This is a genomic window from Neobacillus sp. NRS-1170 (genome assembly GCF_050468025.1).
Genome location: NZ_JBITPF010000102.1, coordinates 30,154 through 55,867, shown reverse-complemented (window position 1 = coordinate 55,867; position 25,714 = coordinate 30,154). Strand labels below are relative to the sequence as shown.

Genomic DNA, 25,714 nt, shown 5'->3' with positions numbered 1-25,714 from the left:
CGTACTGGTAATGTTTCTGCTGGAACTTCTGCATTTGCTATGGTTGTACTGGAAAAAGATTTGTCCAAAGTACATCCTGAAGTTGATCTTGTAACTACACCTGCAGGAAATTTAGTAGCAATGGCTCACTCTAATAATTGTTCTACAGATATAAATGCATGGGTTGGATTATTCGAAGAATTTTCCAAAGTGATGGGTCTTAATGTGGATAAAAATAAGTTATATGAGACTTTATTTAAGTTGGCCCTACAAGGAGAATTGGATGGCGGTGGCCTACTATCCTATGGCTATCTTTCCGGTGAGCACATGACTCATTTTGAAGAAGGTCGCCCGTTGTTTGTTCGTTCTTTGGGTAGTAATTTCAATCTAGCTAATTTCATGCGAGTTCATTTGTTTTCAGCATTTAGCGCAATGAAGATAGGTATGGACATTCTACTAAATGAAGAAAAAGTCAAGCTTGATGAAATTTTAGCTCATGGTGGAATGTTTAATACAGAAGGTGTAGCACAAGCTATTTTGGCTGCACCCCTTAATGTTCCTGTTTCTGTTATGGATACTGCAGGAGAAGGTGGCGCATGGGGAATCGCCTTGCTTGGAGGATATATGTTAAATAAAAAGAAAAATGAAACATTGGAAGAATATTTAAATGAGAAGGTATTCGTTGACCAAGCGATAAAGACTGTGGATCCAGATGCTAAAGATGTAAAAGGGTTTGAGCAATTTATGGACCGTTATAGGAAAGGCCTTATGATTGAAAGGGCAGCTGTAGACAATCTTAAATAAATATAGCTATTTTCGCATAGATTGTTGTTTTCGAATAAGTTTATCACCCGTATACCTAGAAATTAGTAAATGAACCTTATTACGTTCCAAATCCAACAAAATTTATGAAAAGTGCCATAAATATAGACAGGAGATGGAGTTCTCCTGTCGTGTTTTTTTAAAAAATAGAGATTTTGTATAATAAAGAAGTTCCTGCAACTATATTTGATATGTTGCCAAATACACTATGCTTACGTTTTAGAAAAATATGTTTAGGTGCTTTGGTGCCATGCTTGGTGCCCAAATTTTTCAAATTACAAATTACAAGAAAACCCTAGGAAGCAAGAAAGCTTGATTTATCAAGACTTAAGGGTACATCAAGATACTAGAAAAACAGGTGCAAGCAAACTTCAAAACTGCTTGTGACCTGCGTGCCAGGCTGAAAGTCTTTATGTTATGAAATTCTAACTTAATTTAATGGCACTGCCGATTAAGAACGTGTGTGACGTCGAGGGGGGGCATCCACGCCTATTTTACCCAAAAGGTTTTATCTACTAATCACAATCCTTACAATAACCATAAATTTCAAATTTATGTCCAGTAATCTCAAACCCATCTGGTACATTAGATATGTTATTCATAGGACATCCCTCAAAAGGTATCGTTTTCCGGCATTTGATGCAAATTATATGATGCTGATGGTGATCATTTGAACCAGCAAAACGAAAAAGCCTTTCTCCTTCAAATTCTGTCGATTCTAATATACTAAGCTCCTCAAACAAGGATAGATTTCGGTAAATGGTGTCAATGCTTAGGTTTGGATAATCTTTTTGCATAAATCCAAACACTTCTTTTGCAGACAAATATCGATTTTCATTATAAATACGATGCATTATTAATTCTCTTTTACCAGTGTATTTATAACCCTTTACCTTTAACAACTGTAAAGCGCTATTCGCATTCATCTAATTAACATCTCCAAGTTACTTACTATCTATTGCCTTTGCAACATCGTCCAGTTGATCTACCATCCATTGGAGATAATTTTTCCCTTTTGGCTCAGTCTCGGTTACCTTTACAATTGGTATACTGTTGGAATTTGCAAGTTTAACGATATTATCTACCACTGGAGTTGAATTTTGAGTATTATGGACAAGTAATTTAACTTTCTTTCCATTTAAATCATTTTGCAAAGCTGCGATATCTGCTGGTGCAGGATCAGTACCCTCGTCTATTGCTCTAGCAAACTGAGAATCATTAATCTTTAAATTTAAAGCTTGAGCCATGTAGTCAAAGATTGGTTCAGAAACACTTATATTAGTTGCAGATTCTTGCTTTAGTTTTTGAACTTTCTCTTTCAATGGATCAAGCGATTTTATATAAGTTTGGGCTCTTTTATCAAAAGCTTCCTTCTGGGTCGGATCTAGTTTGGATAAATCATCCGCCAATTTGATAGCTAATTTAGGCATGGTTGTTGGGTCATACCAAACATGTTCATTCTCTCCTTCCTTTACGCCTATGATGTCCTCAGCTACTTGAATTGCAGATTTTGAACTGGCAGAAGATGAAGATTTGATTACCTTATCCATCCACGCATCGTATCCAGCGCCATTATACACGATAATTTGCGCATCATTGACTAATTTCGAGGTTTCAGCAGTAGGTTCATAATCATGTGGATCAACGTTAGGATTATCTAAAATCGACGTAACTTCTACACGATTTCCTCCTACAGCTTTTGCTACTTCACCGTAAAAATTCTCAGCAGCAACGATTTTAATTTTAGAATCAGAACCATCTGGTGCTGAAGTTGTTGTTTTTGATGAATCAGCACAACCTGACAGAAGTAGAAGGGAAGCAGAACATCCTACAGCTAAAAGTAAATACCATTTTTTTCGCATGATTTTGTTTTCCATTTTAATATTTCTCCTTTATTTTAAATATTTATTCCTTTAAATAGCTTGATTAAGATGCTGCTGTCTTTGTACTGGTTTCATCTAAAGACTCTTTTATCCGTATCCGTTCATGATAGTTCCTCCAACCTAGTGCAGCGAAATAAAAGATTCCCTGTATAGCGGTAATAAAGAAACTAACTGGTAGATTCGTATAATATCCAATCACTAGTCCCAACCATAACCCGATAACAGCAAGAAGAACAGAAAATAGAATCATTCGTGACACTTTTTGACTTAAGTGATGAGCTGCTGCAGCAGGTGTGGTCATCAGGGTGAATACAAGAAGGGCACCTACAATTTGTATAGCGCCAACCACTGCAATCGAGAGAATAAGTAAAAAGGAAATTGAGATAACACGAACGGGCAAACCTGCAGCCTCAGCACCTACAGGATCAAAGGAATCAAAGGTTAACATCTTAAACCCTATTAAAAGCAAAATCAAAACCCCAATAGATAAACCTAAAACCTCCCATACTTGCTGTGTACTGATACTTAACACACTGCCAAAGAGGATAGAAAATGCATTTGACGCATTCTTAGTCGATAAGGATAAGAAAAGCAGTCCAAATCCAAGAAAAATACTTATGATCACATTGATGGACAGATCCCTTCGAAACACTTTAGTACCCAATTGACCAATCGCCAATGCACTAGTGGTGGTAAAAAGCAGTAATCCGTTTATTGGGTTCCAACCCATATACATAGCGAACGAAGCTCCAGCAAATCCGATTTCTGAGAACATGTGGGCAATGAAAGATACACCTCTTGCAATGACATAGACCCCAATTACACCACACATAATTGCAACTAACGTTCCCGCTACAAAAGCATGTTGCATAAAATCATATTGAAACATCATTTACCTCCTATGAAACTTCAGGATGTGGATGAACGCAGATAGGTGTTACAGGTTCCATTAAATTTGGAGAGGACATCAGAAACTTTGCACCCGACCTCATCACTTCAACCGGTACACCATATAACTTTGTTAATACTTCAGGTTGCATCACATCTTCAACTGTTCCTTTTACATATTTTTCACGTGTTAAGTACAAGATCTGATGCGCATATTTAGAGATTAAATTCACATCATGACTTACAAATACTACACTGATTCCACGTTCCTGGTTGACTCGTTGAACTACAGCTGCAAGGTTTTCTTGAGCACCAGGATCAAGGTTAGAGGTCGGTTCATCGAGTAATAACACCCTGGGGTCTCGAAGTAGTGCTTGTGCTAAAAACAGTCGTTGTCTTTCCCCACCTGAAAGTTTACCTAGTGGTTTATCTGCATATTTTTCTGAATCTGTCAAACGTAAAACTTCTTCTACCAGTATACGGTCTTGCTTTGTTAACCAAGGCCTATATTTATGCGGCAATCCAAAGCTTACAAAATCTCTCCCCTGAATAGGAGTTTCCGGATCAATCTGACGCGATTGAGGAACGTACCCAATCAAAGAAGATCCCGCAGATTTAATATTTTTCCCACCTACTTTCACCGTTCCATCCTGTGGTTGAATCATTCCTAATAACACCCGCAGTAAGGTTGTCTTACCTACTCCATTTGGTCCGATAATTCCCATAAATTCTCCAAAGGCTACATTGAATGACAAATTTCGAAGAATCCATTCTCCTCCAAGGTGGACATTCACGTTATTAAGTGTAATTGCATTTTTCACTTAATCCATTCCTTTCAAACACTAGATTCAAAGATTACAATAAAAGTTATTCGTAACGATTACGATTTATACTTTAATAATAGTAATGATTACGAATTACATTGTCAACATTTTCTGAAAAAATTCAACTCAGATGATATCCTTTTTTTGGTTCACAAAAAACAGGAATGTCTTAAAGGAGACAAGCGTAATAATAAATCGTAATTATTTCGTTTTAAAAGGGGCTATATTATGACAATTTCATCTTCTTTAAAGGACATATTCCTATTTGGTTTATTTTTGATTATTGTGTATCTTTTTTTCTTTGGAAATGATGAAATCCCTCAAATCATAGGAGTTGTTTTTCAAGATGAATGGAAGACTGTATTTGTTGTTTTTCTTGGGATTTTACTCGAAGCACTTCCTTTTATCGTCATTGGTGCATTTATGGCATCGGTGATTCAAATATTTGTATCCGAAGATATCATACAGAGATTGATCCCCAAAAGGCCAATCCCTGCAATGATTACAGCATTACTTGCATCTGTCATCATTCCTGTGTGTGAATGTGCAATTATCCCGGTAGTCAGAAGATTGATTCAAAAGGGGATGCCAGTGCATGCCGGGACCATACTTTTGATTGGAGCACCAATATTGAATTTTGTTGTATTTGGTTCTACCTATTATGCCTTTGAACATCAGCCTGAAATTTTATACGGACGATTTATTTTGTGTATATTTACAGCAGTTATTGCGGGAACAGTAATATATATTAGTTTTAACAAAGTGAACATTCTGAAGAATAATATGGAGGATTTGACTCTTTACAGGTCATTAAATCAAAACCGAGGATCTTCAAAGCTGAAGGGGGTATTGCATCATACTTGCCAGGAATTTTTTGCTGTAGGAAAGGTGTTTATGATTGGAGCATTTCTTGCAAGTATTGCTCAAGTTTATGTTCATCAATCTACGCTAATTGTACCGGCAAAAGACCCTGTAAACTCAACAATCATGATGATGGCGTTTGCCTTTATTCTTTCACTTTGTTCAGAAGCAGATGCATTTGTTGCGGCTTCTCTAGGACATGTATTTCATCCAGGTGCGATATTAGCTTTTTTAGTTTATGGTCCCATTTTGGATTTAAAGAATGTATTTGTGATGTTATCTTCATTCAAAATTAAATTTGTCATATTTTATTTTCTTGTTGTTACGATAACAGTACTTATTCTATCCTTGCTGGCAGCCCACCTAATAAATGGAGGTTTTTAAAGAATGAAAGAAAAGCAAGTTCCTATTTGGCAATTTAACAATGAATTACAAGGAATCCTTTTAATTGGTTTTAGTTTAGTAATTTTTAAGCTTTATGTATCAAACAAAATCTTGATTATACTGGAACCCAAGATGATTCCTTTTTTGTTGTTTGCAATGATAAGCCTTTTTATCATCGGTTTTTGCCGTCTTTTGAACAGCGATTTAAATGGGGCAGATTGCGATTGTGAAGTTTGTGATCCATCTTCTTCACTGTTCAGTATCTTCATGAAATCTTCTTTATTCATCTTTGTGATTATATTGTCTCTGGTTTTAAATGATTTTATTAATACCGTTCAAGTCCCTTTCAAAGAGTAATGTTTTTCTATGAGAAAGATGTGAACAACATGATTGGACCAATTTCCGTCTGGTTAGTCAAAGTAATATCGGTTTTCCTGAAGAAAAACTTGAAAATAGTAATGATTACGATTTATAATAATATGCGATTATCAAAACAAAGGAAAGGAGAATGATAAACCTGTTTTTAATCAAAAAATACTTCAAAATTGATCTATTTTTTTAATGTATAAATCGTAATTATTACGTTTTAAATAAGGATGGATGATAATAATAGGAGGTACTAGTAATGGCAAAAAAATCGAAAATAGTAAAGGAAAAGAAACGTCAGGAAATGGTGAAGAAGTACGCGGAACTTCGTATGGAGCTAAAAGAAAAAGGGGACTTTGAGGCACTAAGGAAACTTCCTAGAGATTCATCACCGACACGTTTAAAGAATAGATGTGAGGTAACTGGAAGACCAAGAGGGTATTTAAGAAAGTTTAAAATGTCTCGGATTGCTTTTAGGGAGTACTCTCATAAAGGGCAAATTCCGGGAGTGAAGAAATCAAGTTGGTAGATGTTATACTCGTTCAGCCGTCATATTGAGAAATTTGATGGCTGAACTTATCTGGAAATATGGAGGTGTACAGAATGAATCCAATTTTATGGGGATTTTTACATCGTAGTGCTGTTTTAAAATTACCGGATCGTAAGCGGGCAATCTATCAGTTTATAGAGAGTAAAGAAAATCAATTGGAGGAAATCGCAATAAATGAGGAGCAGTTTATTCAGCTACTTTGTGAAAAGTCACCATTTAAAGAAGCAGCAGACCATTTTTCACTCCATATTTCATACATAAAAGGTTTAATGGATGAGGCTCAGGCAGAAATTGATCAGGTGATAGAGGAAAGGTGTAATCGCATGAAGTGGATTGATTGTACCGAGATGATGAGATATGCGAAAGGAAGAAAGGATAACCAGTGGGCTTTTATATTTGTTTCTTAGTGAGTTATAGGCGGTGTTTTTATGTATGAGTGGGTAATTATTGGCGGTGGAATTCAAGGAGTAACGCTAGCAGTCTTTATGCTGAAAACGAGAAAAACAAAGGTGGATAAACTTGCGATCATTGACCGTAATAAAGAACCATTAGCGAATTGGAAGCGAAATACGAAGGTGATCTCGATGCCATATTTGCGTTCCCCATCCGTTCATCATTTGGACGTTGATCCATTTAGTCTTCAATCATTTGTAAAGAAGGGCTCCTATCAACAAAGTACTGCCTTTTATGGTCAATATAAACGTCCATCACTAGAAATGTTTAACGATCACTGTGATCATCTTATAAATGACCTAATGATAAGAGAGACATGGGTTCAAGGAGAGGTACAGGAGGTATATAAAACAAGTGAAGGCTGGCAGGTACAGTTGAAAAACGGCCGTGAAATAAAGGGGAAAAAGCTTGTATTGGCTATAGGAATAAGTGAACAGCCCAATATACCGGATTGGGCAATGGATCTTGATAAACAATCTCCTGGAAGTGTTTATCATATTTTTGATGAAACGATACCTGAATTTGAAGGGATGAAGCTTCCCATTACAATTGTAGGGGGAGGAATTACGTCTATTCATTTGGCACTGAAGTTGAGTGAACTGTACCCAAATCAAGTCAAATTGTTGAAACGGCATCCATTCAGGATCCATGATTTTGATAGCGATCCAGGATGGTTAGGTCCAAAACTGCAGAATGCATTTCGAAATAAAGAAAGTTATGTAAAAAGGAGGGAGGAGATTTTAAGTGCCAGACATAGGGGTTCCATTCCCCATGACTTATATATAAAGCTATTAAATCGGATCAAAAATGAATCCCTTGTTGTTGAAGAAGGGGAGATCGTTCAAGGTCAAATCAAGAATGCTAGCATTCATCTTTTCGACAAGGATGGAAAATTTATTACAAAAACAGGGGCTGTACTTCTTGCAACTGGATATTTACCATGCCTCCCTGGAAGTGAATGGATATTGCCAATCATAGAGACTTTGGATTTACCATGTGCGGAATGCGGGTATCCTATCGTAACAAAAACCTTACAATGGGGTGAGGATTTATATGTTACCGGTGCATTAGCAGAGCTTGAAATGGGCCCGATTGCTCGTAATATTTCTGGAGCTAGACAAGCAGCCGAACGGATCGTAAAGCATTTATAAAAGAATATTTGTCTATTAACGGTTATTAATTTGAAAGTACTTATAATAGGCTAGAAATAGCATAATAAATGAACAAAAAAACTAATCCGTTGGAATTAGTTTTTTTTGTTCTTCTTTGAGATAGCAATCAGTTCAAGTACTAGTACCTACTTAAAGGAGTACAATATTCCTTTTCATTTTTTAAAATCTTATCTAAAGCTTGCCAAGTCATTAATGCACAATTGTGTCTAGCTTTTAACTGATGTACCCCTTGAAGTGATAGGCTGTCACCAAGGTCAATCCCTTCAGTTATATTTCCATATCGGATTAACTGTTCAAAAGCAGTTCGTAAGCATGAAAGTTCTTTAACTGGTTTATGTTTAATGAGTTCCGTCATCATCGAGGCAGATGCCATACTAATGCTGCAGCCTTCCCCTATAAACGCTGCGTTCCGTATCTGATTTTGGTCAAGTTCAATAAATAAAGTCATTACATCCCCACAAGTAGGGTTTTTATAATGCACTTTTCTGATTGTACTACCGTAAAGTTCCTTAAAATTTCTTTTGTGACTATAATGGTCCATGATAACTTGTCGGTACAGGTTATCAAGCATGGTATAGATGTTTCCCCCTTTTATCGTAACTTTACATAACTTTTCTTTCTAAATTTCCAATAGTTGATGGTTAGTATCATAAAGAGATTTGTCAATTTGCTATGCAATGCAATTTTTAAATTGCTGTTCTAATTCTTCTTTATTTAAATCCTTACCAATAAAAACGAGTTCACTGATTCTTTTTTCATTCTCTTTCCATTGCCTGTCAGGTCGTCCTGAAAACAGCATATGAAGTCCCTGAAAAACAATTCGTTCTTGTATACCCTTAACATAAAGTATACCTTTATAGCGTAATAAGTCTTCCCCTTTCTCTTGAATAAGGGAACTCATCCATTTATCTACCTTGTCAAGATCAAGGGGCTTTTCTTCTTTAAAAGCAACTGATGACACCTTATCATCATGGTCGTGATGATGATGATCCTCTAAGAAATGGGGATCAATTTCAAGCTTTCGGTTCACATCAAATGTGTGAATACCTAAAATATTTTCTAGCTTTATATTGCAATTTTCTGCATACAATCTTTTTGCTGTTGGATTCATTTGACTAATCCTTCGTTCCAACTTAGTTAAATCATCTTCCGAAACTAAATCTGTTTTATTTAAAATGATGACATCTGCGAAAGCAATTTGTTCCTGCGCTTCATCATGGCTATCCAAATGTTTTGTAATATGTTTGCTATCGACAACGGTAATAATGCTGTCCACTTCAAATTTTTCGGAAAGTAATTCATCCATAAAGAATGTCTGGGCAACTGGAGCAGGATCCGCTAAACCCGTTGTTTCAATCAAAACTCGACTAAAGTTCGTTTTTCCTTGTTCCATTGAAAAAACGAGTGTGCGTAAAATGCGAATTAAATCCCCACGTACTGTACAACAGATGCAGCCATTGTTCATTTCTAAAATCTCTTCATCTGCACCAACCACTAGCTGATTGTCGATTCCAACTTCTCCATATTCATTGACAATAACCGCAATCTTTTGGTTATGTTTTTCCGTTAATATTCGATTTAAAAGTGTTGTTTTTCCTGCACCTAAATATCCAGTCAGAATGGTGACTGGGATTTTCTTTGATCTTACAAATGTCATTATTTTCTACTCCTTTTAAAGTATTTTCGAAACTTTGCTTACTTTTTCTTTGTCTTTCTGTATCCCGGTGACTACTCCGTTTACATGTTCAAAACCTTCACCATTAAATAAATGGCTTATCTTTTCTTTATAATCCTTACCGGCAAGAAGGGAATCAATGAAGATGGAGGCATCCTCAGGTTTTAAATCTTTATACCAAGTCCCATTAGGATAGGAGATGACAACACATTTATCTTGGCATCTTCCATTGCAACGAGTTCGGGTTGTATGGATTGCGTCGTCTGCATCTCGGTCTGAGATTTCTTTACGAATTGCTTGTGTTAGTTCCTCTGCACCCACCCTGCTGCAGCTGCTCCCATTACATATTAGGACATGATTTTTAGTCGTACTTAAATCCCAAGTAGCCATATTTTTCATTCCTTTCACTTAATCGAAATCATTACGATTTACAAATGATAACTTTCCTTACTCGATTTTTTTACTATACTTATTACATCCTTTCCTTTTATTTACAACTTATTAGGGATAAAACGAAATCATTACGATTTAAACGCTATTTTAACCTATGTTTAATCCATATGCAACATAAATTGGATAAACATGGGTTCAATTAGTAAGTAGGGGACGTGCTGTCTTATTCAGGTTTAAGTAGTACATATCATGGGAGCCCAAATTACAGAACTTACGTTATTACACAAAAGGTACAAATAATTATAATATTTTTAACAAAGAACTTGCTCAAAAAATAAAAAAGTGGTAAATTAACAATTGCTATCATATAAATCGTAATGATTACGATTTCAATTTCGTTGGGAGAATGGGGTGTTTATCAATTATTTATGGGTGATGTTGGTCATATAAGTAGGAATATAAGACTAAATTTTAGGTTTTATTATCCCATTAATATTCGAGGAGGATTATTTTGAAAAAAATACCGACTTATATTATTTCAGGATTTTTGGGGAGCGGAAAAACAACATTACTGCTACATTTATTAAAATATTGTAAATCACAAAAAAAGAAGGCTGCCATTCTCTTAAATGAGCTAGGAAGTGTGAATGTTGAAAATCACTTGTTTCAAGACGAAAATGTATTTGAGTTATTGGATGGATGTATCTGTTGTTCCATTCAAGACGATTTAAAAGCTACCCTAATAACTCTGGTAGAGTCACACATGGAAAAACCGATAGATGTATTATTTGTTGAAGGAACAGGTGTTGCCAATCCGTTAGAGATCGTAGAAGTAATCGCCAGTCCCCCTTTTGTGAATTCGTTTGACATACAATCCGTCATTAGTATGATTGATGCAAATGCATACTTAGATAATCAAGATATATTTACTTCGAAAACCATTCGTGATTTGCTTAAAAACCAAATTAAGGGGGCAACAGTGGTTGTTCTTAATAAAGTTGATCTTGTGAAAGAAAAACAATTACAAAAAATTGAAGTGAAAATAAGTAAGTTGCTAGATACCAATACACCGGTAATTAAAACTTCATATGGAAATGTTGATCTAAGACAATTATTACAAAAACGATCGAACACGACTGTCTTTTCACATCAACATCAAACAAATTGTTGTGGGGATTCCCTGCATTCTTCTTGTAATCACCATAAACACCATCATGATCATGTACAGCACACCAGCATTAAAACCATAACATTTCAAGATGTGCCTTCTGTAACAAAAAGACAACTAAAGAAATGGTTAAAATCATTGCCAGAAGGGATTATGCGTGGAAAAGGATACATATACTTGCAAGATAAACCGGGATTGTATCCATTTCAATACAGTTCGAATCAAGTTCACATAGGGGATTTTCCACTAAAAATTACATTAAATCCTTGTATGGTGTTAATTGGGAAAGATATAGACATTATGACTATTCAAGACTCCTATACATCCCAATTTTCGTTATCTTAATTTCGTATGGAAAGAAAAAATCAAATGATTAGGTGTAAAGGTATATCATCTAAATCGTAATCATTCAGGTTTAAAGAGGAGAAATAAAAGTGAAGAAAATACCAGTAACCGTATTAAGTGGATATTTAGGAGCGGGAAAAACAACATTATTAAATCACATTTTAGCTAATCGGGAAAATAAAAAGGTTGCTGTGATTGTTAATGATATGAGTGAAGTCAATATTGATGCGTCTTTAGTAAAGCAGGGAGGCTTTTCGCGTACAGATGAGAAATTGGTAGAAATGCAGAATGGATGTATTTGCTGCACGCTGAGGGAAGATTTAATCAAAGAAGTGGAGAAGCTTGCTTCTCTAGGAGACATTGATTACATTGTGATTGAATCAACCGGCATTAGTGAGCCAATCCCCGTTGCCCAGACGTTTACCTACGTTGATGAAAATTTAGGAATTGATTTATCAGCTTTTTGCAGACTGGATACGATGGTGACTGTGGTTGACGCGAATCGTTTCTGGCATGATTTTTCCTCCGGTGAAAGCCTGCTTGATCGGAAACAAGGGAATGATGAAAGCGATAAAAGGGAAGTAGTCGATTTGTTAATTGACCAAATCGAGTTTGCCAACGTTATTTTATTAAATAAAGTGGACTTAATAGAAAAAGAAGATAGACGTGAATTAAAGTCAGTCCTTCAAAAACTAAATCCGGATGCTTGCATTATTGAAACAGATCATTCCAGAGTTCCACTGAAACAAGTGTTAGATACAGAACGATTTGATTTTGAAAAAGCAAGCCAAGGTGCCGGCTGGATAAAAGAATTAAATAATGAACATATACCGGAAACAGAGGAGTATGGAATCACATCTTTCGTTTATCGCAGACGCCTTCCTTTTCATCCGGAAAGATTAATGAACTGGTTAGAAGAGTGGCCAGTGGAAGTTGTTCGGGCAAAAGGCTTCATATGGCTGGCATCCCGCAATAAAACAGTAGCATTGCTGTCACAAGCTGGCCCGTCCATCACATTTCAAGGGGCTGGAGAGTGGATTGCAGCCTATCCTAAAGAGGAACAACAAGAGATTTTTCAGGAAGACCCTGAATTATTGGATAGATGGGATGAAGTTTATGGTGATCGATTAACAGAGCTTGTTATGATTGGAATCGACATGAATCAGGAAGAGATTGAAAAAACTCTTGATGACTGTTTGTTAACCGAAGAGGAACTAATGATAGAGTGGTCTACATTTAAAGATCCACTACCGCCACTTGAAGTATAAAACAAAATTAGGAGGAATTTAATATGAGAGTAAAAATTACGTTAGCGTGTACAGAAACAGGGGATCGAAATTATATTACAACAAAAAATAAACGAACACATCCAGATCGATTGGAATTAAAAAAATATTCCCCGCGTTTAAAAAGACATACATTGCATCGCGAAACAAAATAAAAAAGAATTACGTAATTAGGATAAAATATTTTATCCCTTGTGCGCCTTTATTCGACAAAGGCGCATACTTTTTACAATCACCTTAATGGGAACAATACACTGATAGTACTTCTTCATAGAATTATAGAAGTCTACTAACCTAAGCATTTTGGTCAAAAGCAAATAGAATATGATAGGAGGTTAGAGTGTGATTCTATCTGATAAGACCATTTTGAAGAAGTTAAAAGAGAAGGAGCTAATAATTGATCCTTTATCACAGTTGCAACTACAGCCAGCTTCTGTTGATTTAAGGTTATCCAATCATTTTTTAACAGTGGATGAAAAGGTTGTTCCACTTATTAAAATTGACAAACCCGCCTACTATAAAGAATTTTGTAGAGATACGATTATTATACCACCTCAATCCTTCGTATTAGGATCTGCCCATGAGTGGATCCGCTTACCTAATAATATGACCGCTTTTGTAGAAGGAAGAAGCTCCATTGGAAGATTAGGCCTGTTTATTCAAAATGCCGGATGGGTGGACCCAGGTTTTGAAGGGCATATCACTTTAGAACTTTATAATGCTAACCGTGTTCCAATCGAATTAAAAGCAGGAATGCGTATCTGTCAGTTGGTCCTAGCTACTTTAGATCAAGAAACGACTCCCTATATGGGAAAATACTGTTGTCAAAACAGGACCACTGAAAGCAGAGTCTATTTAGATGAAGAATCTGTAGAATTAAATTCGAGGTACAACTACAAGTTTAAAGAATTTGATTAACTTCTTCTCTCTATTTTTGGATTTAATGCGAGATTAGTTCTCTAATATGAAAAGAAATAATGTAGATAAAAGTAATCAAAAGGAGGGAAAGATAATGGGTGTTGAGCAGCATAAGAAAGAATCGCCTAAAAAAGTAAATTGCCAAGTCATCACAGTCAGTGACACACCGACGAACGATACAGATAAAAGTGGAAACTTAATTATCAGGTTGTTAGAAGAAAATTCTCATATAATACATGATTATGAAATCGTTACAGATGATTTTGAGGTAATTGAAGAAGCAATTAAAAAGGGATATCTTGATAAAGAGATTGATGTTGTCTTAATAAATGGTGGAACAGGTATTGCAAGTCGTGATGTTACAATGGAGGTTGTTCAAAGTTTATTAGAAAAGGAACTGACAGGATTTGGGGAGATATTCCGAATGCTTAGTTACTTAGAGGATATTGGTTCTGCAGCGATTTTAAGCAGAGCCATTGCCGGTGTAGCTTATAATACTGCTATTTTTTCCATGCCAGGATCTAGCGGGGCAGTCAAATTAGCTATGGAAAAACTCATTATACCAGAGATATCCCATGTAGTCAGAGAAATACGTAAAGACTCCAAAATGGAGAGTTATTAAAATGGTAATAATGCTTAATGAATTATAAAGGAGAATGTATGAAAGATTTTAAACTTCCCCCAAAGAGTGAGCGATTAAAGCTGTTTGGCTCCATAGAACCAGGATTAAAAATGAAGCCAAGCGAAAAAGAAAAGATGTCAGATTTACAAAATATGAAGAAAAATTTCTTGTTTGAACTAGATGCTGTTGGTATTACAAACGTTAAAACTCCTGTTACTGTAATCTCAACGATAGAGCCGCTAACGCAAACTACTATTGCTACCTTTACGCTGACATCCACTATTCCTCATAATGTAAAGGGAACAAATATGAGTCGTTTTACCGAACAATTGGAGCTGTATCGAAGACAAGGATTTACCTTAACCTTTTCGCAACTATCCGATTTTATTAAAGAATTATCAGAACGTTTGGGCCAAAAGGATGCACAATTAGAAGTAAGTTTCCCTTGGTTTTATGAACAAACAGCCCCTGCATCTCTTCTTACAGGATTGAACTGTGCTGATGCAAGAATCTTGTTTTCTTATCGAAATGGAAAGATTGTAGAAAGAAAGGTTGAATTAACCTGTGCGGTAACCACCTTATGCCCTTGTTCGAAGGAAATTAGTGAGTACAGTGCTCATAATCAACGGGGGTTCATTAATATGAATGTGTTGTTAACGGATGATTATGATGAATCAATTGATTGGAAAGTTATTCTGTTAAATGCTGCTTTATCCAACGCCAGTGCTGTAATTCACCCAATTTTAAAACGTCCCGATGAAAAAATTGTAACTGAAAAAGCTTATGAAAATCCTCGCTTTGTAGAGGACATGGTTCGCCTTGTAGCTTCCGACCTATATGAAGTACCATCAATTCAATCATTTAAAGTAGAATGTCGTAATGAAGAATCTATCCATCTTCATGATGCTTATGCCTCTGTAACATTCGATAAAACAACTAATTAATAATTTTAACTTATTAGAGTGGGAGAAAAGCGTTTTTGTAAATCTAATGAAGAAATTGAATCACCGATTTAAACTCAAACATTACATAAATTAAATAATATCCATATAGATAACGATAGCTATGCTAGCCTAATACTAATTTAAGGAATTAGAGTGGGGAGATGAAGAGAAAGTGATACCTGTATATGTCCTTTCGGGATTTTTAGGCAGTGGAAAAACGACTTTACTGTCGAATATGTTGAAGTATCTTATGCTGAATGGAAAACGACCAGCAGTAATTATGAACGAGATAGGAAATGTCAATTTGGATAGGCTTCTTATCAATGATGAGGTGCCGGTTGCAGAAATGCTAAATGGGTGTAATTCTCCTTTCAAGCAAAGGGGAAAATCTTTGATTTGTCCCAAGCTGATTTAATCCGTAATTTTGTTTTAATGAAACTGGAACCAAAGGAACAAGAAATCCTATATAAAAATTATTGGTATCCAATGGAAAAGGGATTTGGTCATATAAACGATCCTTCCTTATTTGATAAATTTATGCGTGATTATTTAAGGTCAAGACAGGGCGTATTCCAAATATAAGAAATGTTTATTCTGACTTTAAGGAATATGTCCTTCAACAGAAAGAAGTCTCAATTGAGGAAATATTGAAAGACATATATAAGTATTCTAAATACTTTGTCAATTTAAAGTTTCAAACTGATAAGGATAAGGAAATTAATCAAATTTTAGAAGATGTTAATACATTAAAGGTAGATGTATCATACCCATTTCTTCTTGAAGTCTATGATGATTATTCTTCTTTAAGCAATCAGCCAGTTCCTGTTTCATTCGTTAAAAATGTTAATCCATAACAAAGAAGCATGAGTAAATAGATTCCAGATACCAGTCCAATCCAATGAAGGCTGATCCAGATAAATCCGCCGGCCCAGCCAATGATACTGGAACCCAGATAATAGAATAATAAATAAAGGGAGGAAGCGGTGGCCTTCCGATTCGCTGGAGCTGCCACTCCTACCCATCCACTTGCAGTCGTGTGCCCGGCGAAAAAACCAAAAGCAAACACGGCGATTCCCAGGATTTTCAGCCACAAATTCGAAATAAGAGTCAGCGATGCGCCAACTACAAAAATTAGACAAGCCAGTCCCATCAATTTTTTACGTGAATGATGGTCAGCCAAGTTTCCAAACATGGTCGAACTCCACATGCCGTCCAAGTTCACAATAAATAAAAACCCAAGAGCGGTTTGGCTTAAATTGTAGGGTGCTTTGGTTAACGGATAACCAATATAGTTAAACAACATGATATACGAACCCATAACCAAAAACCCCATTGTGTAAATGGGAAACAGCCGTTTACTGCCAAGTACCGCAGCTAATGCTGTCAGATACTTAGTGAAAGGCGTTTTTTCCGTTTTGAAATTCCGCGAACTTGGTAAATAAAACCAAAAATATAAACTGCATAGAAAACAAGCGAAGCCTAAGACAAAAAAGGCGATTTGCCATGAAAATAAATCAGTCAATGGACCAATCGCTACACGCCCGACAAATCCGCCCACAGCTGTTCCCGCAACATACGCTCCCATCGTACCACCAATGCTTAACGGAGAAATTTCTTCATTTAAATATGCAATTGCAATGGCGGGAAAACCTGATACACTAATCCCTTCCAACAGTCGAATAAATAGAAAAAACCCAAAGCTGTAACTGAAAGCTGAAATAATCGAAAGGACTGATGTTACAAACAAAGAAATGGCCATGATTCGCTTCCGGCCGATTCGCCTTGATAAAAATGGAATGAACAATAAGCTTGCTGCAAGGGCAAGCGTAGGCAGCGAAATGGATGCGCTTGCGGTTGCAGGAGATACTCCGTATTGCTTCGAAAAAACATTAATTAACGGCTGCGGTGCATACAAAACGGCAAAGGTAACAATGCTACCAAGCAGCATAGATATTAACACGCGCCGGTAAGCTTTATCTTTTTTCTCTATATACTCCATATTTCTCAGTTCCCTTCTTAAGCCCATTAGTACTTTAGACATAACTGAGAAAAAGTTAAAGTACCAAACGGTCTGGCATCCATACTATATTGATTCAGGGTGTTCTGTAAGTTGTATATTTCTAAATGCATAAATTCACATCTTTTTACATTTGCCATGCAGTTTTTGGACTTATCTGACTTACCCCCTCTTTGATTTAACTGCTACTTTTTTAACACCCGGTTTAACAAACAGCATGGCAATCATCCCATAACAACAACAATAGCTGCTCCAACGAACATCGCAGAATATCACTGAATAGCAACAAATAAATACCCAGTTAATGTAGGAGAAACAACTGTTGCCATATTCGTGATAATGTGGGTGATGCCACCATATGTGCCTCACAGAAGGGGCTCAGTATCAACAGCAACCGTCCAATAAACAGTAATTGGTAAAAGGTTGAAGGCATTACCTACTGTCATGTAAAAGTAGCAGCTATTCGAAAAGAACTATTAAAGAAAAGCCACCAGAAAAATCCTATGATCGGCAATCGACTATATCGCTTTATTGGAAATTGAATCAAAAGCTAACTGAAGAAGGACGACAAGATCTTAATTATACATTAACTAGATTTCCTGATACTCAAAAAATATATGCATTTGTACAATATTTTCGTGAATGTATAAACAATTATGACTCCTTGGGTATTCAGAAGCTAATTTCATCCATAAAAAAGGATACCATTCCTGAAATCAAAAGTTTCCTATATTATTTACAAAAAGAACTGCAAGCAATCCTATTATCGATTCATTACAAATACAGCAATGGTGTGATAGAAGGGCTACAGATTAAAGACAATAAAAAGAATGCTCTACGGCCGTGCAAGTTTCCCATTATTGAAGAACCGAGTATTATATCGCTGGTAAAAAATTATTTTAGAAAAATAGTATCGACTTCAAAAAAACACTTTTACTTATTCACCAGATTTGCGTAAGAACCATTTATTAAATGCCAAATACACTTTAAATCGGCCAAGTAATGGATTTCATTCATTGCTGATAACATTTCTTTTGCAAATTAAAAGGACTCCATTTATAAGTTAGTTAAAGAATATGAAAAGGGTGCGCTATGTAAGACACATTTAAGAAAGACAGTTGTTTTAAAGAATTCGTATAATATCAATTCTAGGAATTATAAATACAGATAGTTTAATTGGAAAATTTTACGTTACAACTATAACCACCTAATAACTTTGAATGCTTTGTGATAAATTGGTTTGAGTTACATTAAAGAAGGCAAGCCAATTACAGGCTTGCCTTTATCTATATAATGAAGCATTAAAAAACGCAACAAGTTATCCACGTCTTCCGCCTCTACCACCCTGTTTTGCTCCTACGTTACGATTGATGGTAGACAAATTTTCTTCACTAGTCTTTAAAAAACGAGCCATTTTATCTTCAAAACTTTCCTTTGGTTTGAAATTTCCCTTTGGACGAAAGTCTTTGGAACGGTTATCAAATCTTCCTGAGCGTGGTGGGCGTTGTGAATAAGAAGAGTTTTGTCCTTCGGGTCTATCAATAGCTTTTTTGATGGACAAGGAAGTTTTTCCGTCTTTCATACTAATCACTTTTACTTCAACCTGGTCTCCTACTTTGAGATGGTCATTCACATCTTTTACATAGCTATCCGCGACTTCACTGATATGCACAAGACCTGTTGAGCCATCCGGTAATTCTACGAATGCTCCAAAATTAGTGATGCCTGTTACTTTACCTTGTAACTTGCTGCCTACTTCAACTGACATAAAAATAATGTTCCCCCTCAATAATGTTAAAAACACTTTATTATAACAAACTATTGAAGGAAAAAATATAAACTGGAGGTATTCGATTTTTGAACGGTAATGGGTAGAAGGGCAGGGCCATTGCCTTTGTCTAGGCAAAAGAATTACTTGGTTAATTCATTTGAAGATAAGCACCAAATAATCCCAAAGGTTTGTTACAATAGGCTTAGTAGTTAGTTTTAGATATAGAAGGGTGATACAGTAGTGAAAGCATCTGAAACGAATTTTTTAAAATTTCTCCAAGGTACGAAACAATTTATTATCCCAATTTATCAACGAAAATATAGCTGGACCATTGAGCAATGCAAACAACTTTGGAACGATATTGTAAGAGCATCCAATGATGAAAATAACAAAGGGCATTTTGTTGGTTCCATTGTTTATATTGAAAAAAGCTTATATCAAATCTCTGCTGTACCGCAATTACTTGTCATTGACGGGCAACAACGTATGACCACTCTTACTTTGTTGTTGCTTGCTTTAGGAAAAGCTATTAATGACAGTGGACAAACTTTTGATATAACAAGACGGAAAATTATGAATTACTATTTAGTTAATAATGATGAGGAAGACGAGCTTTATTATAAGCTCTTATTGACACAAGTAGATAAAGAAACACTTATCGACCTAATAAATGAGAAAGAAGTTCCAGAGGAATATTCCCAAAGAGTTTATGAAAATTACCAATTCTTTTTGGACAGTATTAAAAAAAGTGGTATTGATCTCAATTTGCTTTATCGGGGTATATCAAAACTAATCGTTGTAGATATATCTCTTGATAGAGATCATGATAACCCACAACTCATTTTTGAAAGTTTGAATTCTACAGGTCTTGATTTGTCCCAAGCTGATTTAATCCGTAATTTTGTTTTAATGAAACTGGAGCCAAAGGAACAAGAAATCCTATATAAAAATTATTGGTATCCAATGGAAAAGGGATTTGGTCATATAAACGATCCTTCCTTATTTGATAAATTTATGCGTGATTATTTAACGGTAAAGACAGGGCGTATTCCAAATATAAGAAATGTTTATTCTGACTTTAAGGAATATGTTCTTCAACAGAAAGAAGTATCCATTGAGGAGATATTGAAAGACATATATAAGTATTCTAAATACTTTGTAAATTTAATGTTTCAAACTGATAAGGATAAGGAAATTAATCAAATTTTAGAAGATGTTAATACGTTAAAGGTAGATGTATCCTATCCTTTTCTTCTTGAAGTCTATGATGATTATTCCAATCAAAAGATAACTAAAAATGAGTTTACTGCCATTTTAAAATTGGTTGAGTCCTATGTGTTCCGTAGAGCTATATGTGGAGTACCAACTAACTCACTAAATAAAACATTTGCCACATTAAGCAAAGAAGTAAACAAAGAAAATTATCTCGAAAGTGTCCAAGTTGTTTTGAGCTTAAAAGATTCTTACAAGCGGTTTCCAAACAACGAGGAATTTGTTAGAGAGCTTACGGTGAAAGATGTTTATAACTTTAGGAACCGAAACTACTTATTAAGAAAGTTAGAAAATTACAATCGGAAAGAAATTGTTGATATAGAAAGCTATACAATCGAACACATAATGCCACAAAATAAAAACTTATCTACCGAGTGGCGAAAAGACCTCGGCGAAAATTGGGAAGAAGTTCAAAGGATTCATATCCATACTTTAGGGAATTTGACGTTGACAAGATATAATTCCGAATTGAGTGATAAACCATTTAAAGCAAAAAGGGATATGGATGGTGGTTTTGCTGATAGCCCGTTACGATTAAATAAAGGGTTAGGTCAGCTTGAAGTTTGGAATGAACAAGAAATTATTAATAGAGGTAAGAGACTTGCTGAACAGGCCATTTTAGTTTGGAGTTATCCAGAACTGTCTGAAGATGTGGTAGCAAAATATAAGAAAAGGCCTAATGAGAGTGAGAATGTAATTTATACAATTAATGATTTTCCGGATTTAACTGGGAATATGTTAGAACTGTTTGAGGAGCTTAGAAAAAGGATTTGCAACCTTGATAGTTCAGTAAGGGAAGAATTTAAAAAACTGTATATTGCTTATAAAACAACAACAAATTTTGTTGATGTAGTACCACAAAAAAGCAGATTACGATTAAGTTTAAATATGGCTTTTAATGAGATACATGATCCAAAGGGAATATGTAAAGATGTTACTAATTTAGGAAGATGGGGGAATGGTGATGTGGAGATATGTATTTCCACATTCAAGGAGATAGATGATGTTATGTACCTGATCAAACAGTCTTTTAATAAGCATCGGGGAGAAGATCAGTAAAATATACTTCTCTTTTAACTTAATTCCAAGGTATCAAAAGAAATAGGATGTGCTGGATAGTCTTAAAAGACTTTCCAGTATTTTTTATTAGAATTGGATAAATAATTGATTCCCTTATGGAAAACATTCGTTCTTTTCAAGGTATGTGCATGGTGAATTTTTAGATTTTTAAAGTCAGTTCAATGCTTATCAATCTGGCAGCCTTAAGGCCGCGGATTTTCTTCATAAATAAGAACTTAAAGATCTAGAGCTAGAGCATAAATAACTCATTTAGGACGGCAGCACTACGGACTGATCAGAAAGTAAAGAACACCCTTTCTGTCATCTGTACGTGTCGCATCGGCATTAATTGGACCGATAACCACGGTCTGTACGGCTTTCTCCTACATCCCTAGGTTCCTGTTCCATTTACGGCATACCGCCGTACCAAACGAGCAGGAAACTGGAAAATTAAAAGATTAAATGAATAAAAGACAAAAGGAGAGCAGCTAAACGGCTGCTTTTATTGTTGATTTTTCCTTTTTGCCTTCCGAATCGTAAAACAGCGCAAGCCTTCTAAGCTTCCAGCCGGTAGGACACCCGGACCTTTCCGGCTAAGCACGCTATAAACCCGCGTCCCAGCAGGCTTTGTCTGAATACTTTTTGTATTTTTGTAGGCAAAAAAGCTATTGACAATACCATCCTACAAGCGTAATCTGTAAATGTGGATTACGCTTGTAGGATGGAGGAAGAAAGATGAAGAAAATAGATTGCAAAATATCTGATGCAGAGTGGATAGTAATGAAGGTGTTATGGGAAGAAGCTCCATTAACTGCTGCGAAGATAATAGAGGCATTAAGTTCTAATACGGAATGGAGTCCGAAAACAATTCATTCATTAATAAGCAGACTGGTAAAAAAGGGAGCTTTAGGTGTGAATAAGGAGATGCCTCAGTATGAGTTCTATCCTTTGGTAGATAAAAGAGACGTTATACTAGAAGAAACAAGGTCGTTTATCCAAAAGGTATTTGATGGTTCTCTCCACCTTATGCTCGCCAATTTTATAAAAGATGAGAAGATTTCTGAAAAAGAAATAGAAGAACTTCAAAGATTGCTTGATAAAAAAATGAATGAGTAAAAGGCAGGTGTTGAAGCATGGTTTTATCTGCAGTATTTAAAGAAGTCTTGTTACTGTCACTTATGGGCAGTATTTTAGCCTTAGGGATACTTGCCATTAAGGCAATTTTTAGACAAAAGCTTAGCGCAAGGCTTCATTATTATATCTGGTTTATGCTTGTACTTAGGCTAATTCTGCCAATAGGCATTCAAAGTCATATAAGCTTGCTGAATTTTATTCCAAATGAGCAGAAGAAACTTGATATTATAGCAGAGCAATATGTTCCTAACATAATATCAAACAATACTATTAAAACCGGAAATACACCGCCTAAAGAAGATAGTAAGGCATTAGCTGATCCTAGTATTAAAGGGGCTATATTTAATTATGATACTGCGGCTGTGCTGTGGATAATAGGTGTTTCATCAGCTTTACTGTTTATTCTGTGCGTAAATATCTTGATGATGGCTAAATTGAAAAAGTGCTCAAGATGTGAAAGAGAAGACTTAATCGAAATTCTTGAAGCAGAAAAATCAAGGCTAAAAGTAAATTCGAAGGTGGAAATTATTTATAATAATTACTCGAAATCTCCTGCAGTATACGGGGTGATACGTCCTAAAATTTTAATTCCTGAGGAGCTTATAGACAAATTAAACCCGGAAGAGCTTAGGTTTATTCTCAGCCATGAATTAGCTCATATTAGGAACAAGGATTTAGCGGTAAACACCTTGCTTATGTTTGTAAAAGCAATATATTGGTTCAATCCCTTAATCTGGTATTCACTTAATCAGATAAAACAAGACTGTGAGCTGGCTTGTGATGCGGCTGTCCTCAACACCTTAAAGACAGAAGAAGTCAAAAAATACGGTCAGACTATGATCAATATGCTTAGATTATACTCAGAAAAAAGGGGCATTACCGGGGCATTAGGATTTGCAAGTAAATCCAATAAAAGAAGAATTATTATGATTACACGATTCAAAAAAAGTTCGGCAATATGTGCTGTTTTAGCTGTATTTCTTACAATTATGGTAGGCTGCTCAAGCACCATTAAATCAGTCAGTGCAGGGGTTATCCCAAATAACAACAGCGGTACAAATAGTTCTAATGTTAATTCTACTCCGTCAGTGGATAAAACATCGCAAGATCAAGCAACACAAAGCAATGCAACACAAGATAATACAACACAAGATAATACAACACAAGACAATGCAACACAAGACACTGCAACACAAGACAATACAAGCCAAGCGTCAGCATCGAATAACAATTCTGCTGCTTCATCATCTCATGAGAGCATTCAGAGAAAGCTTCTTGCAAGTATTATGCAATTGGCAAAGCAGGGTAAAATCGTAAATTCTGAGTTTCCTGTTAAAACTACAGTTATAGATGAAGCAGAGAAAAAGATTGGAAATCCGGATAAGGTCGATTGGGTACCTAGAGCTAAAGGGAATTATGCTGTATTTTCGAAATACAATGTGGTATTTGGCTTCAACAAAGGGGAGCAGATCTTCGAGGCGAGATCCTTTGATAAGGAATTAAATGAATTATCACTTTCTATGGTGAAGAAAGCATATGGAACTCCGGCATATGATGCAAAAAGTAATGGTGAGGAAATTATAGGGTATGTTGTAAGTTCGGAATACAAGATTTTGTTAGTATTTCCTCAGCCTTCAAATAACAATCAGGACCCGGTAATGGACCACTACTCCGTACTTTACCCTAGGGGTACCGTTAATACTATGGCAGGCGATCCGGGAAGACAGTGGTGATGCAAGAATTTAAGTGAGGGTGATCAAATTGTTAAAAAAACAGTATTCTTTTTATTTATGGTTATAGTAATGCTGACATTGATGGGATATGGGAAAGTTGGAATAGGAAAAGGCAACACCCAAAGTATAAAAGGCTAATATTAAAAGAAATCGAAAAAAGACTCTTTTATTTGTTAATGATATATTTTAATATTTAAAGAATTATTATTTAATTGAGAAAGAAGAGAATTAGATGAATGTATTATCCCGTTTATTCCTAAAAGGTTTAGTGCTTTTATTAGGTACTTTTATTTTGCTATATGGATGCAGTATTCTTAATTTGCCGTCAGATAAAAAATCAGCTGCACAAATCAATCAACATTTAAAAAATGATAACAAGGCGGAACCTGTAAACTGGTTAATGCCTACTGGAGGCGCTTATCCTTTAATAGGGTCCAATGATCCAATTTGGATAAAAGTTTCTAAAGAGAAACAACGAGTATACATTATGAAAGAAAATAAAATTATTTATACCATGATATGCTCTACCGGTTTAGACAAAAATTCAGATACCTTTACACCCGAGGGAACCTTTTATATTCAAAAGGAGAGAGGGCTAAGCTTTTATAATGCACAAGAAAAAGAAGGAGCAAAATACTGGGTTTCATGGAAAAATCATGGTGAGTTTTTATTTCATTCAGTTGCAACGGACAAGAACGGAAATGTGATACAAAGTGAAGCAATGAAGTTAGGGCATAAGGCATCACATGGTTGTGTACGGCTGGCTGTTCCTGATGCAAAGTGGATTTATGATAATATAAGATACAACACTAAAGTCGTAATTAGCTAAAGAATAACCCTATCTATGGTCAAGAAAGCATATGGAACTCCGGCATATGATGTAAAAAGTAATGGTGAGGAAATTATAGGGTATGTTGTAAGTTCGGAATACAAGATTTTGTTAGTATTTCCTCAGCCTTCAAATAACAATCAGGACCCGGTAATGGACCACTACTCAGTACTTTACCCTAGGGGTACCGTTAATAGTATGGTAGGCGATCCGGGAAGACAGTGGTGATGCATCCATGCGATATTGGAAGCATTACAGTTCTCGTTAACCGAGGTATGATAAAGCATTCACCGACTTTAGTGGAGACAATGTTAGGGCCTATTAAAGTTGAATGGGAAGTTCTCTAGTTAGATTACAATTGAAGGA

29 protein-coding genes are annotated in these 25,714 nt (G+C 35.6%); 20 read left to right on the top strand and 9 right to left on the bottom strand.

Annotated elements, in window-relative coordinates; all coding sequences use genetic code 11:
* A partial coding sequence (locus ACIFOT_RS31540) for an FGGY-family carbohydrate kinase (RefSeq protein ID WP_430072756.1) occupies positions 1-783 on the top strand: 783 nt, incomplete at its 5' end.
* Between the two features lie 533 nt (positions 784-1,316).
* Here ACIFOT_RS31540 and ACIFOT_RS31535 read toward each other — a convergent pair.
* The 4 genes from ACIFOT_RS31535 to ACIFOT_RS31520 are packed head-to-tail and all read right to left on the bottom strand — an operon-like array spanning position 1,317 to position 4,327.
* Positions 1,317-1,727 (bottom strand): Fur family transcriptional regulator, encoded by a 411-nt coding sequence (locus ACIFOT_RS31535; RefSeq protein ID WP_310169612.1) that lies wholly within the window; start codon positions 1,725-1,727, stop codon positions 1,317-1,319.
* Positions 1,728-1,745: 18 nt separating this feature from the next.
* Positions 1,746-2,678 (bottom strand): metal ABC transporter solute-binding protein, Zn/Mn family, encoded by a 933-nt coding sequence (locus tag ACIFOT_RS31530; protein WP_430072753.1) that lies wholly within the window; start codon positions 2,676-2,678, stop codon positions 1,746-1,748.
* A 49-nt stretch (positions 2,679-2,727) separates the two neighbouring features.
* Entirely contained in the window at positions 2,728-3,576 is an 849-nt protein-coding gene (locus ACIFOT_RS31525; RefSeq protein ID WP_430072750.1) for a metal ABC transporter permease, read from the bottom strand.
* A gap of 7 nt (positions 3,577-3,583) precedes the next feature.
* On the bottom strand, positions 3,584-4,327 hold the full coding sequence (locus ACIFOT_RS31520) for a metal ABC transporter ATP-binding protein (RefSeq protein WP_430072747.1): 744 nt from the start codon (positions 4,325-4,327) through the stop codon (positions 3,584-3,586).
* Positions 4,328-4,624: 297 nt separating this feature from the next.
* Between ACIFOT_RS31520 and ACIFOT_RS31515 the strand changes: the two genes are divergently transcribed.
* The 5 genes from ACIFOT_RS31515 to ACIFOT_RS31495 all read left to right on the top strand — a co-directional run bounded on the left by ACIFOT_RS31515 (position 4,625) and on the right by ACIFOT_RS31495 (position 8,161).
* Positions 4,625-5,641, top strand: coding sequence for a permease (locus ACIFOT_RS31515; RefSeq protein ID WP_430072744.1), 1,017 nt, complete (start codon positions 4,625-4,627; stop codon positions 5,639-5,641).
* 3 nt (positions 5,642-5,644) lie between these two features.
* A complete protein-coding gene (locus ACIFOT_RS31510) occupies positions 5,645-5,998 on the top strand; it encodes a DUF1980 domain-containing protein (protein WP_430072741.1) in 354 nt (117 codons plus the stop codon).
* Between the two features lie 268 nt (positions 5,999-6,266).
* The gene (gene rpsN, locus ACIFOT_RS31505) at positions 6,267-6,536 is read left to right on the top strand and encodes a 30S ribosomal protein S14 (RefSeq protein ID WP_144548416.1); all 270 of its coding nucleotides are present in this window, start codon (positions 6,267-6,269) and stop codon (positions 6,534-6,536) included.
* 74 nt (positions 6,537-6,610) lie between these two features.
* On the top strand, positions 6,611-6,964 hold the full coding sequence (locus ACIFOT_RS31500; RefSeq protein WP_430072738.1) for a hypothetical protein: 354 nt from the start codon (positions 6,611-6,613) through the stop codon (positions 6,962-6,964).
* A gap of 21 nt (positions 6,965-6,985) precedes the next feature.
* Positions 6,986-8,161: an NAD(P)-binding domain-containing protein gene (locus tag ACIFOT_RS31495; protein ID WP_430072735.1), complete on the top strand. Its 1,176-nt coding sequence runs from the start codon at positions 6,986-6,988 to the stop codon at positions 8,159-8,161.
* Positions 8,162-8,300: 139 nt separating this feature from the next.
* Here the strand turns inward: ACIFOT_RS31495 and sufU are convergent, their stop codons facing one another.
* The 3 genes from sufU to ACIFOT_RS31480 all read right to left on the bottom strand — a co-directional run bounded on the left by sufU (position 8,301) and on the right by ACIFOT_RS31480 (position 10,247).
* Positions 8,301-8,753 (bottom strand): Fe-S cluster assembly sulfur transfer protein SufU, encoded by a 453-nt coding sequence (gene sufU / locus ACIFOT_RS31490; protein WP_430072732.1) that lies wholly within the window; start codon positions 8,751-8,753, stop codon positions 8,301-8,303.
* 99 nt (positions 8,754-8,852) lie between these two features.
* A complete protein-coding gene (locus ACIFOT_RS31485; RefSeq protein ID WP_430072729.1) occupies positions 8,853-9,839 on the bottom strand; it encodes a CobW family GTP-binding protein in 987 nt (328 codons plus the stop codon).
* A gap of 15 nt (positions 9,840-9,854) precedes the next feature.
* Entirely contained in the window at positions 9,855-10,247 is a 393-nt protein-coding gene (locus tag ACIFOT_RS31480) for a (2Fe-2S) ferredoxin domain-containing protein (protein WP_430072726.1), read from the bottom strand.
* Between the two features lie 514 nt (positions 10,248-10,761).
* Between ACIFOT_RS31480 and ACIFOT_RS31475 the strand changes: the two genes are divergently transcribed.
* The 8 genes from ACIFOT_RS31475 (at position 10,762) to ACIFOT_RS31440 (ending at position 16,115) form a co-directional block, all read left to right on the top strand.
* Positions 10,762-11,763 (top strand): CobW family GTP-binding protein, encoded by a 1,002-nt coding sequence (locus tag ACIFOT_RS31475; protein WP_430072722.1) that lies wholly within the window; start codon positions 10,762-10,764, stop codon positions 11,761-11,763.
* An 89-nt stretch (positions 11,764-11,852) separates the two neighbouring features.
* Positions 11,853-13,031: a GTP-binding protein gene (locus ACIFOT_RS31470; protein WP_430072719.1), complete on the top strand. Its 1,179-nt coding sequence runs from the start codon at positions 11,853-11,855 to the stop codon at positions 13,029-13,031.
* 23 nt (positions 13,032-13,054) lie between these two features.
* Entirely contained in the window at positions 13,055-13,204 is a 150-nt protein-coding gene (gene rpmG / locus ACIFOT_RS31465; RefSeq protein WP_430072716.1) for a 50S ribosomal protein L33, read from the top strand.
* A 187-nt stretch (positions 13,205-13,391) separates the two neighbouring features.
* Positions 13,392-13,967 carry a dCTP deaminase gene (gene dcd, locus ACIFOT_RS31460; RefSeq protein ID WP_430072713.1) on the top strand — a complete coding sequence of 192 codons (576 nt, stop codon included), beginning with the start codon at positions 13,392-13,394 and terminating at the stop codon, positions 13,965-13,967.
* 94 nt (positions 13,968-14,061) lie between these two features.
* On the top strand, positions 14,062-14,589 hold the full coding sequence (locus tag ACIFOT_RS31455; RefSeq protein WP_430072710.1) for a MogA/MoaB family molybdenum cofactor biosynthesis protein: 528 nt from the start codon (positions 14,062-14,064) through the stop codon (positions 14,587-14,589).
* A 38-nt stretch (positions 14,590-14,627) separates the two neighbouring features.
* Positions 14,628-15,533, top strand: coding sequence for a GTP cyclohydrolase FolE2 (gene folE2, locus ACIFOT_RS31450; protein ID WP_430072707.1), 906 nt, complete (start codon positions 14,628-14,630; stop codon positions 15,531-15,533).
* Between the two features lie 172 nt (positions 15,534-15,705).
* Positions 15,706-15,948: a GTP-binding protein gene (locus tag ACIFOT_RS31445; protein ID WP_430072704.1), complete on the top strand. Its 243-nt coding sequence runs from the start codon at positions 15,706-15,708 to the stop codon at positions 15,946-15,948.
* Positions 15,930-16,115 (top strand): hypothetical protein, encoded by a 186-nt coding sequence (locus tag ACIFOT_RS31440; protein WP_430072760.1) that lies wholly within the window; start codon positions 15,930-15,932, stop codon positions 16,113-16,115. Before ACIFOT_RS31445 ends, ACIFOT_RS31440 begins: the two co-directional genes overlap by 19 nt.
* Positions 16,116-16,344: 229 nt before the next feature.
* On the opposite strand, the gene ACIFOT_RS31435 is transcribed toward ACIFOT_RS31440, so the two are convergent.
* Entirely contained in the window at positions 16,345-17,532 is a 1,188-nt protein-coding gene (locus tag ACIFOT_RS31435; RefSeq protein ID WP_430072702.1) for an MFS transporter, read from the bottom strand.
* Positions 17,533-17,989: 457 nt separating this feature from the next.
* Here ACIFOT_RS31435 and ACIFOT_RS31430 point away from each other — a divergent pair, with 457 nt between their 5' ends.
* A complete protein-coding gene (locus tag ACIFOT_RS31430) occupies positions 17,990-18,508 on the top strand; it encodes a transposase (protein ID WP_430072758.1) in 519 nt (172 codons plus the stop codon).
* Between the two features lie 360 nt (positions 18,509-18,868).
* On the opposite strand, the gene ACIFOT_RS31425 is transcribed toward ACIFOT_RS31430, so the two are convergent.
* Positions 18,869-19,318 (bottom strand): S1 domain-containing RNA-binding protein, encoded by a 450-nt coding sequence (locus ACIFOT_RS31425; protein ID WP_430072699.1) that lies wholly within the window; start codon positions 19,316-19,318, stop codon positions 18,869-18,871.
* A 243-nt stretch (positions 19,319-19,561) separates the two neighbouring features.
* Between ACIFOT_RS31425 and ACIFOT_RS31420 the strand changes: the two genes are divergently transcribed.
* From ACIFOT_RS31420 to ACIFOT_RS31400, 5 genes are all read left to right on the top strand, one after another.
* The gene (locus tag ACIFOT_RS31420; protein WP_430072696.1) at positions 19,562-21,652 is read left to right on the top strand and encodes a GmrSD restriction endonuclease domain-containing protein; all 2,091 of its coding nucleotides are present in this window, start codon (positions 19,562-19,564) and stop codon (positions 21,650-21,652) included.
* Positions 21,653-22,387: 735 nt separating this feature from the next.
* A complete protein-coding gene (locus ACIFOT_RS31415; RefSeq protein ID WP_430072693.1) occupies positions 22,388-22,768 on the top strand; it encodes a BlaI/MecI/CopY family transcriptional regulator in 381 nt (126 codons plus the stop codon).
* Positions 22,769-22,785: 17 nt separating this feature from the next.
* Positions 22,786-24,519 carry a M56 family metallopeptidase gene (locus tag ACIFOT_RS31410; protein ID WP_430072690.1) on the top strand — a complete coding sequence of 578 codons (1,734 nt, stop codon included), beginning with the start codon at positions 22,786-22,788 and terminating at the stop codon, positions 24,517-24,519.
* Between the two features lie 232 nt (positions 24,520-24,751).
* On the top strand, positions 24,752-25,348 hold the full coding sequence (locus ACIFOT_RS31405; protein ID WP_430072687.1) for a L,D-transpeptidase: 597 nt from the start codon (positions 24,752-24,754) through the stop codon (positions 25,346-25,348).
* Positions 25,349-25,363: 15 nt separating this feature from the next.
* Complete coding sequence (locus ACIFOT_RS31400; protein ID WP_430072684.1) at positions 25,364-25,576, top strand: DUF4309 domain-containing protein; 213 nt, start codon at positions 25,364-25,366, stop codon at positions 25,574-25,576.
* The last annotated feature ends 138 nt before the right edge of the window (positions 25,577-25,714 follow it).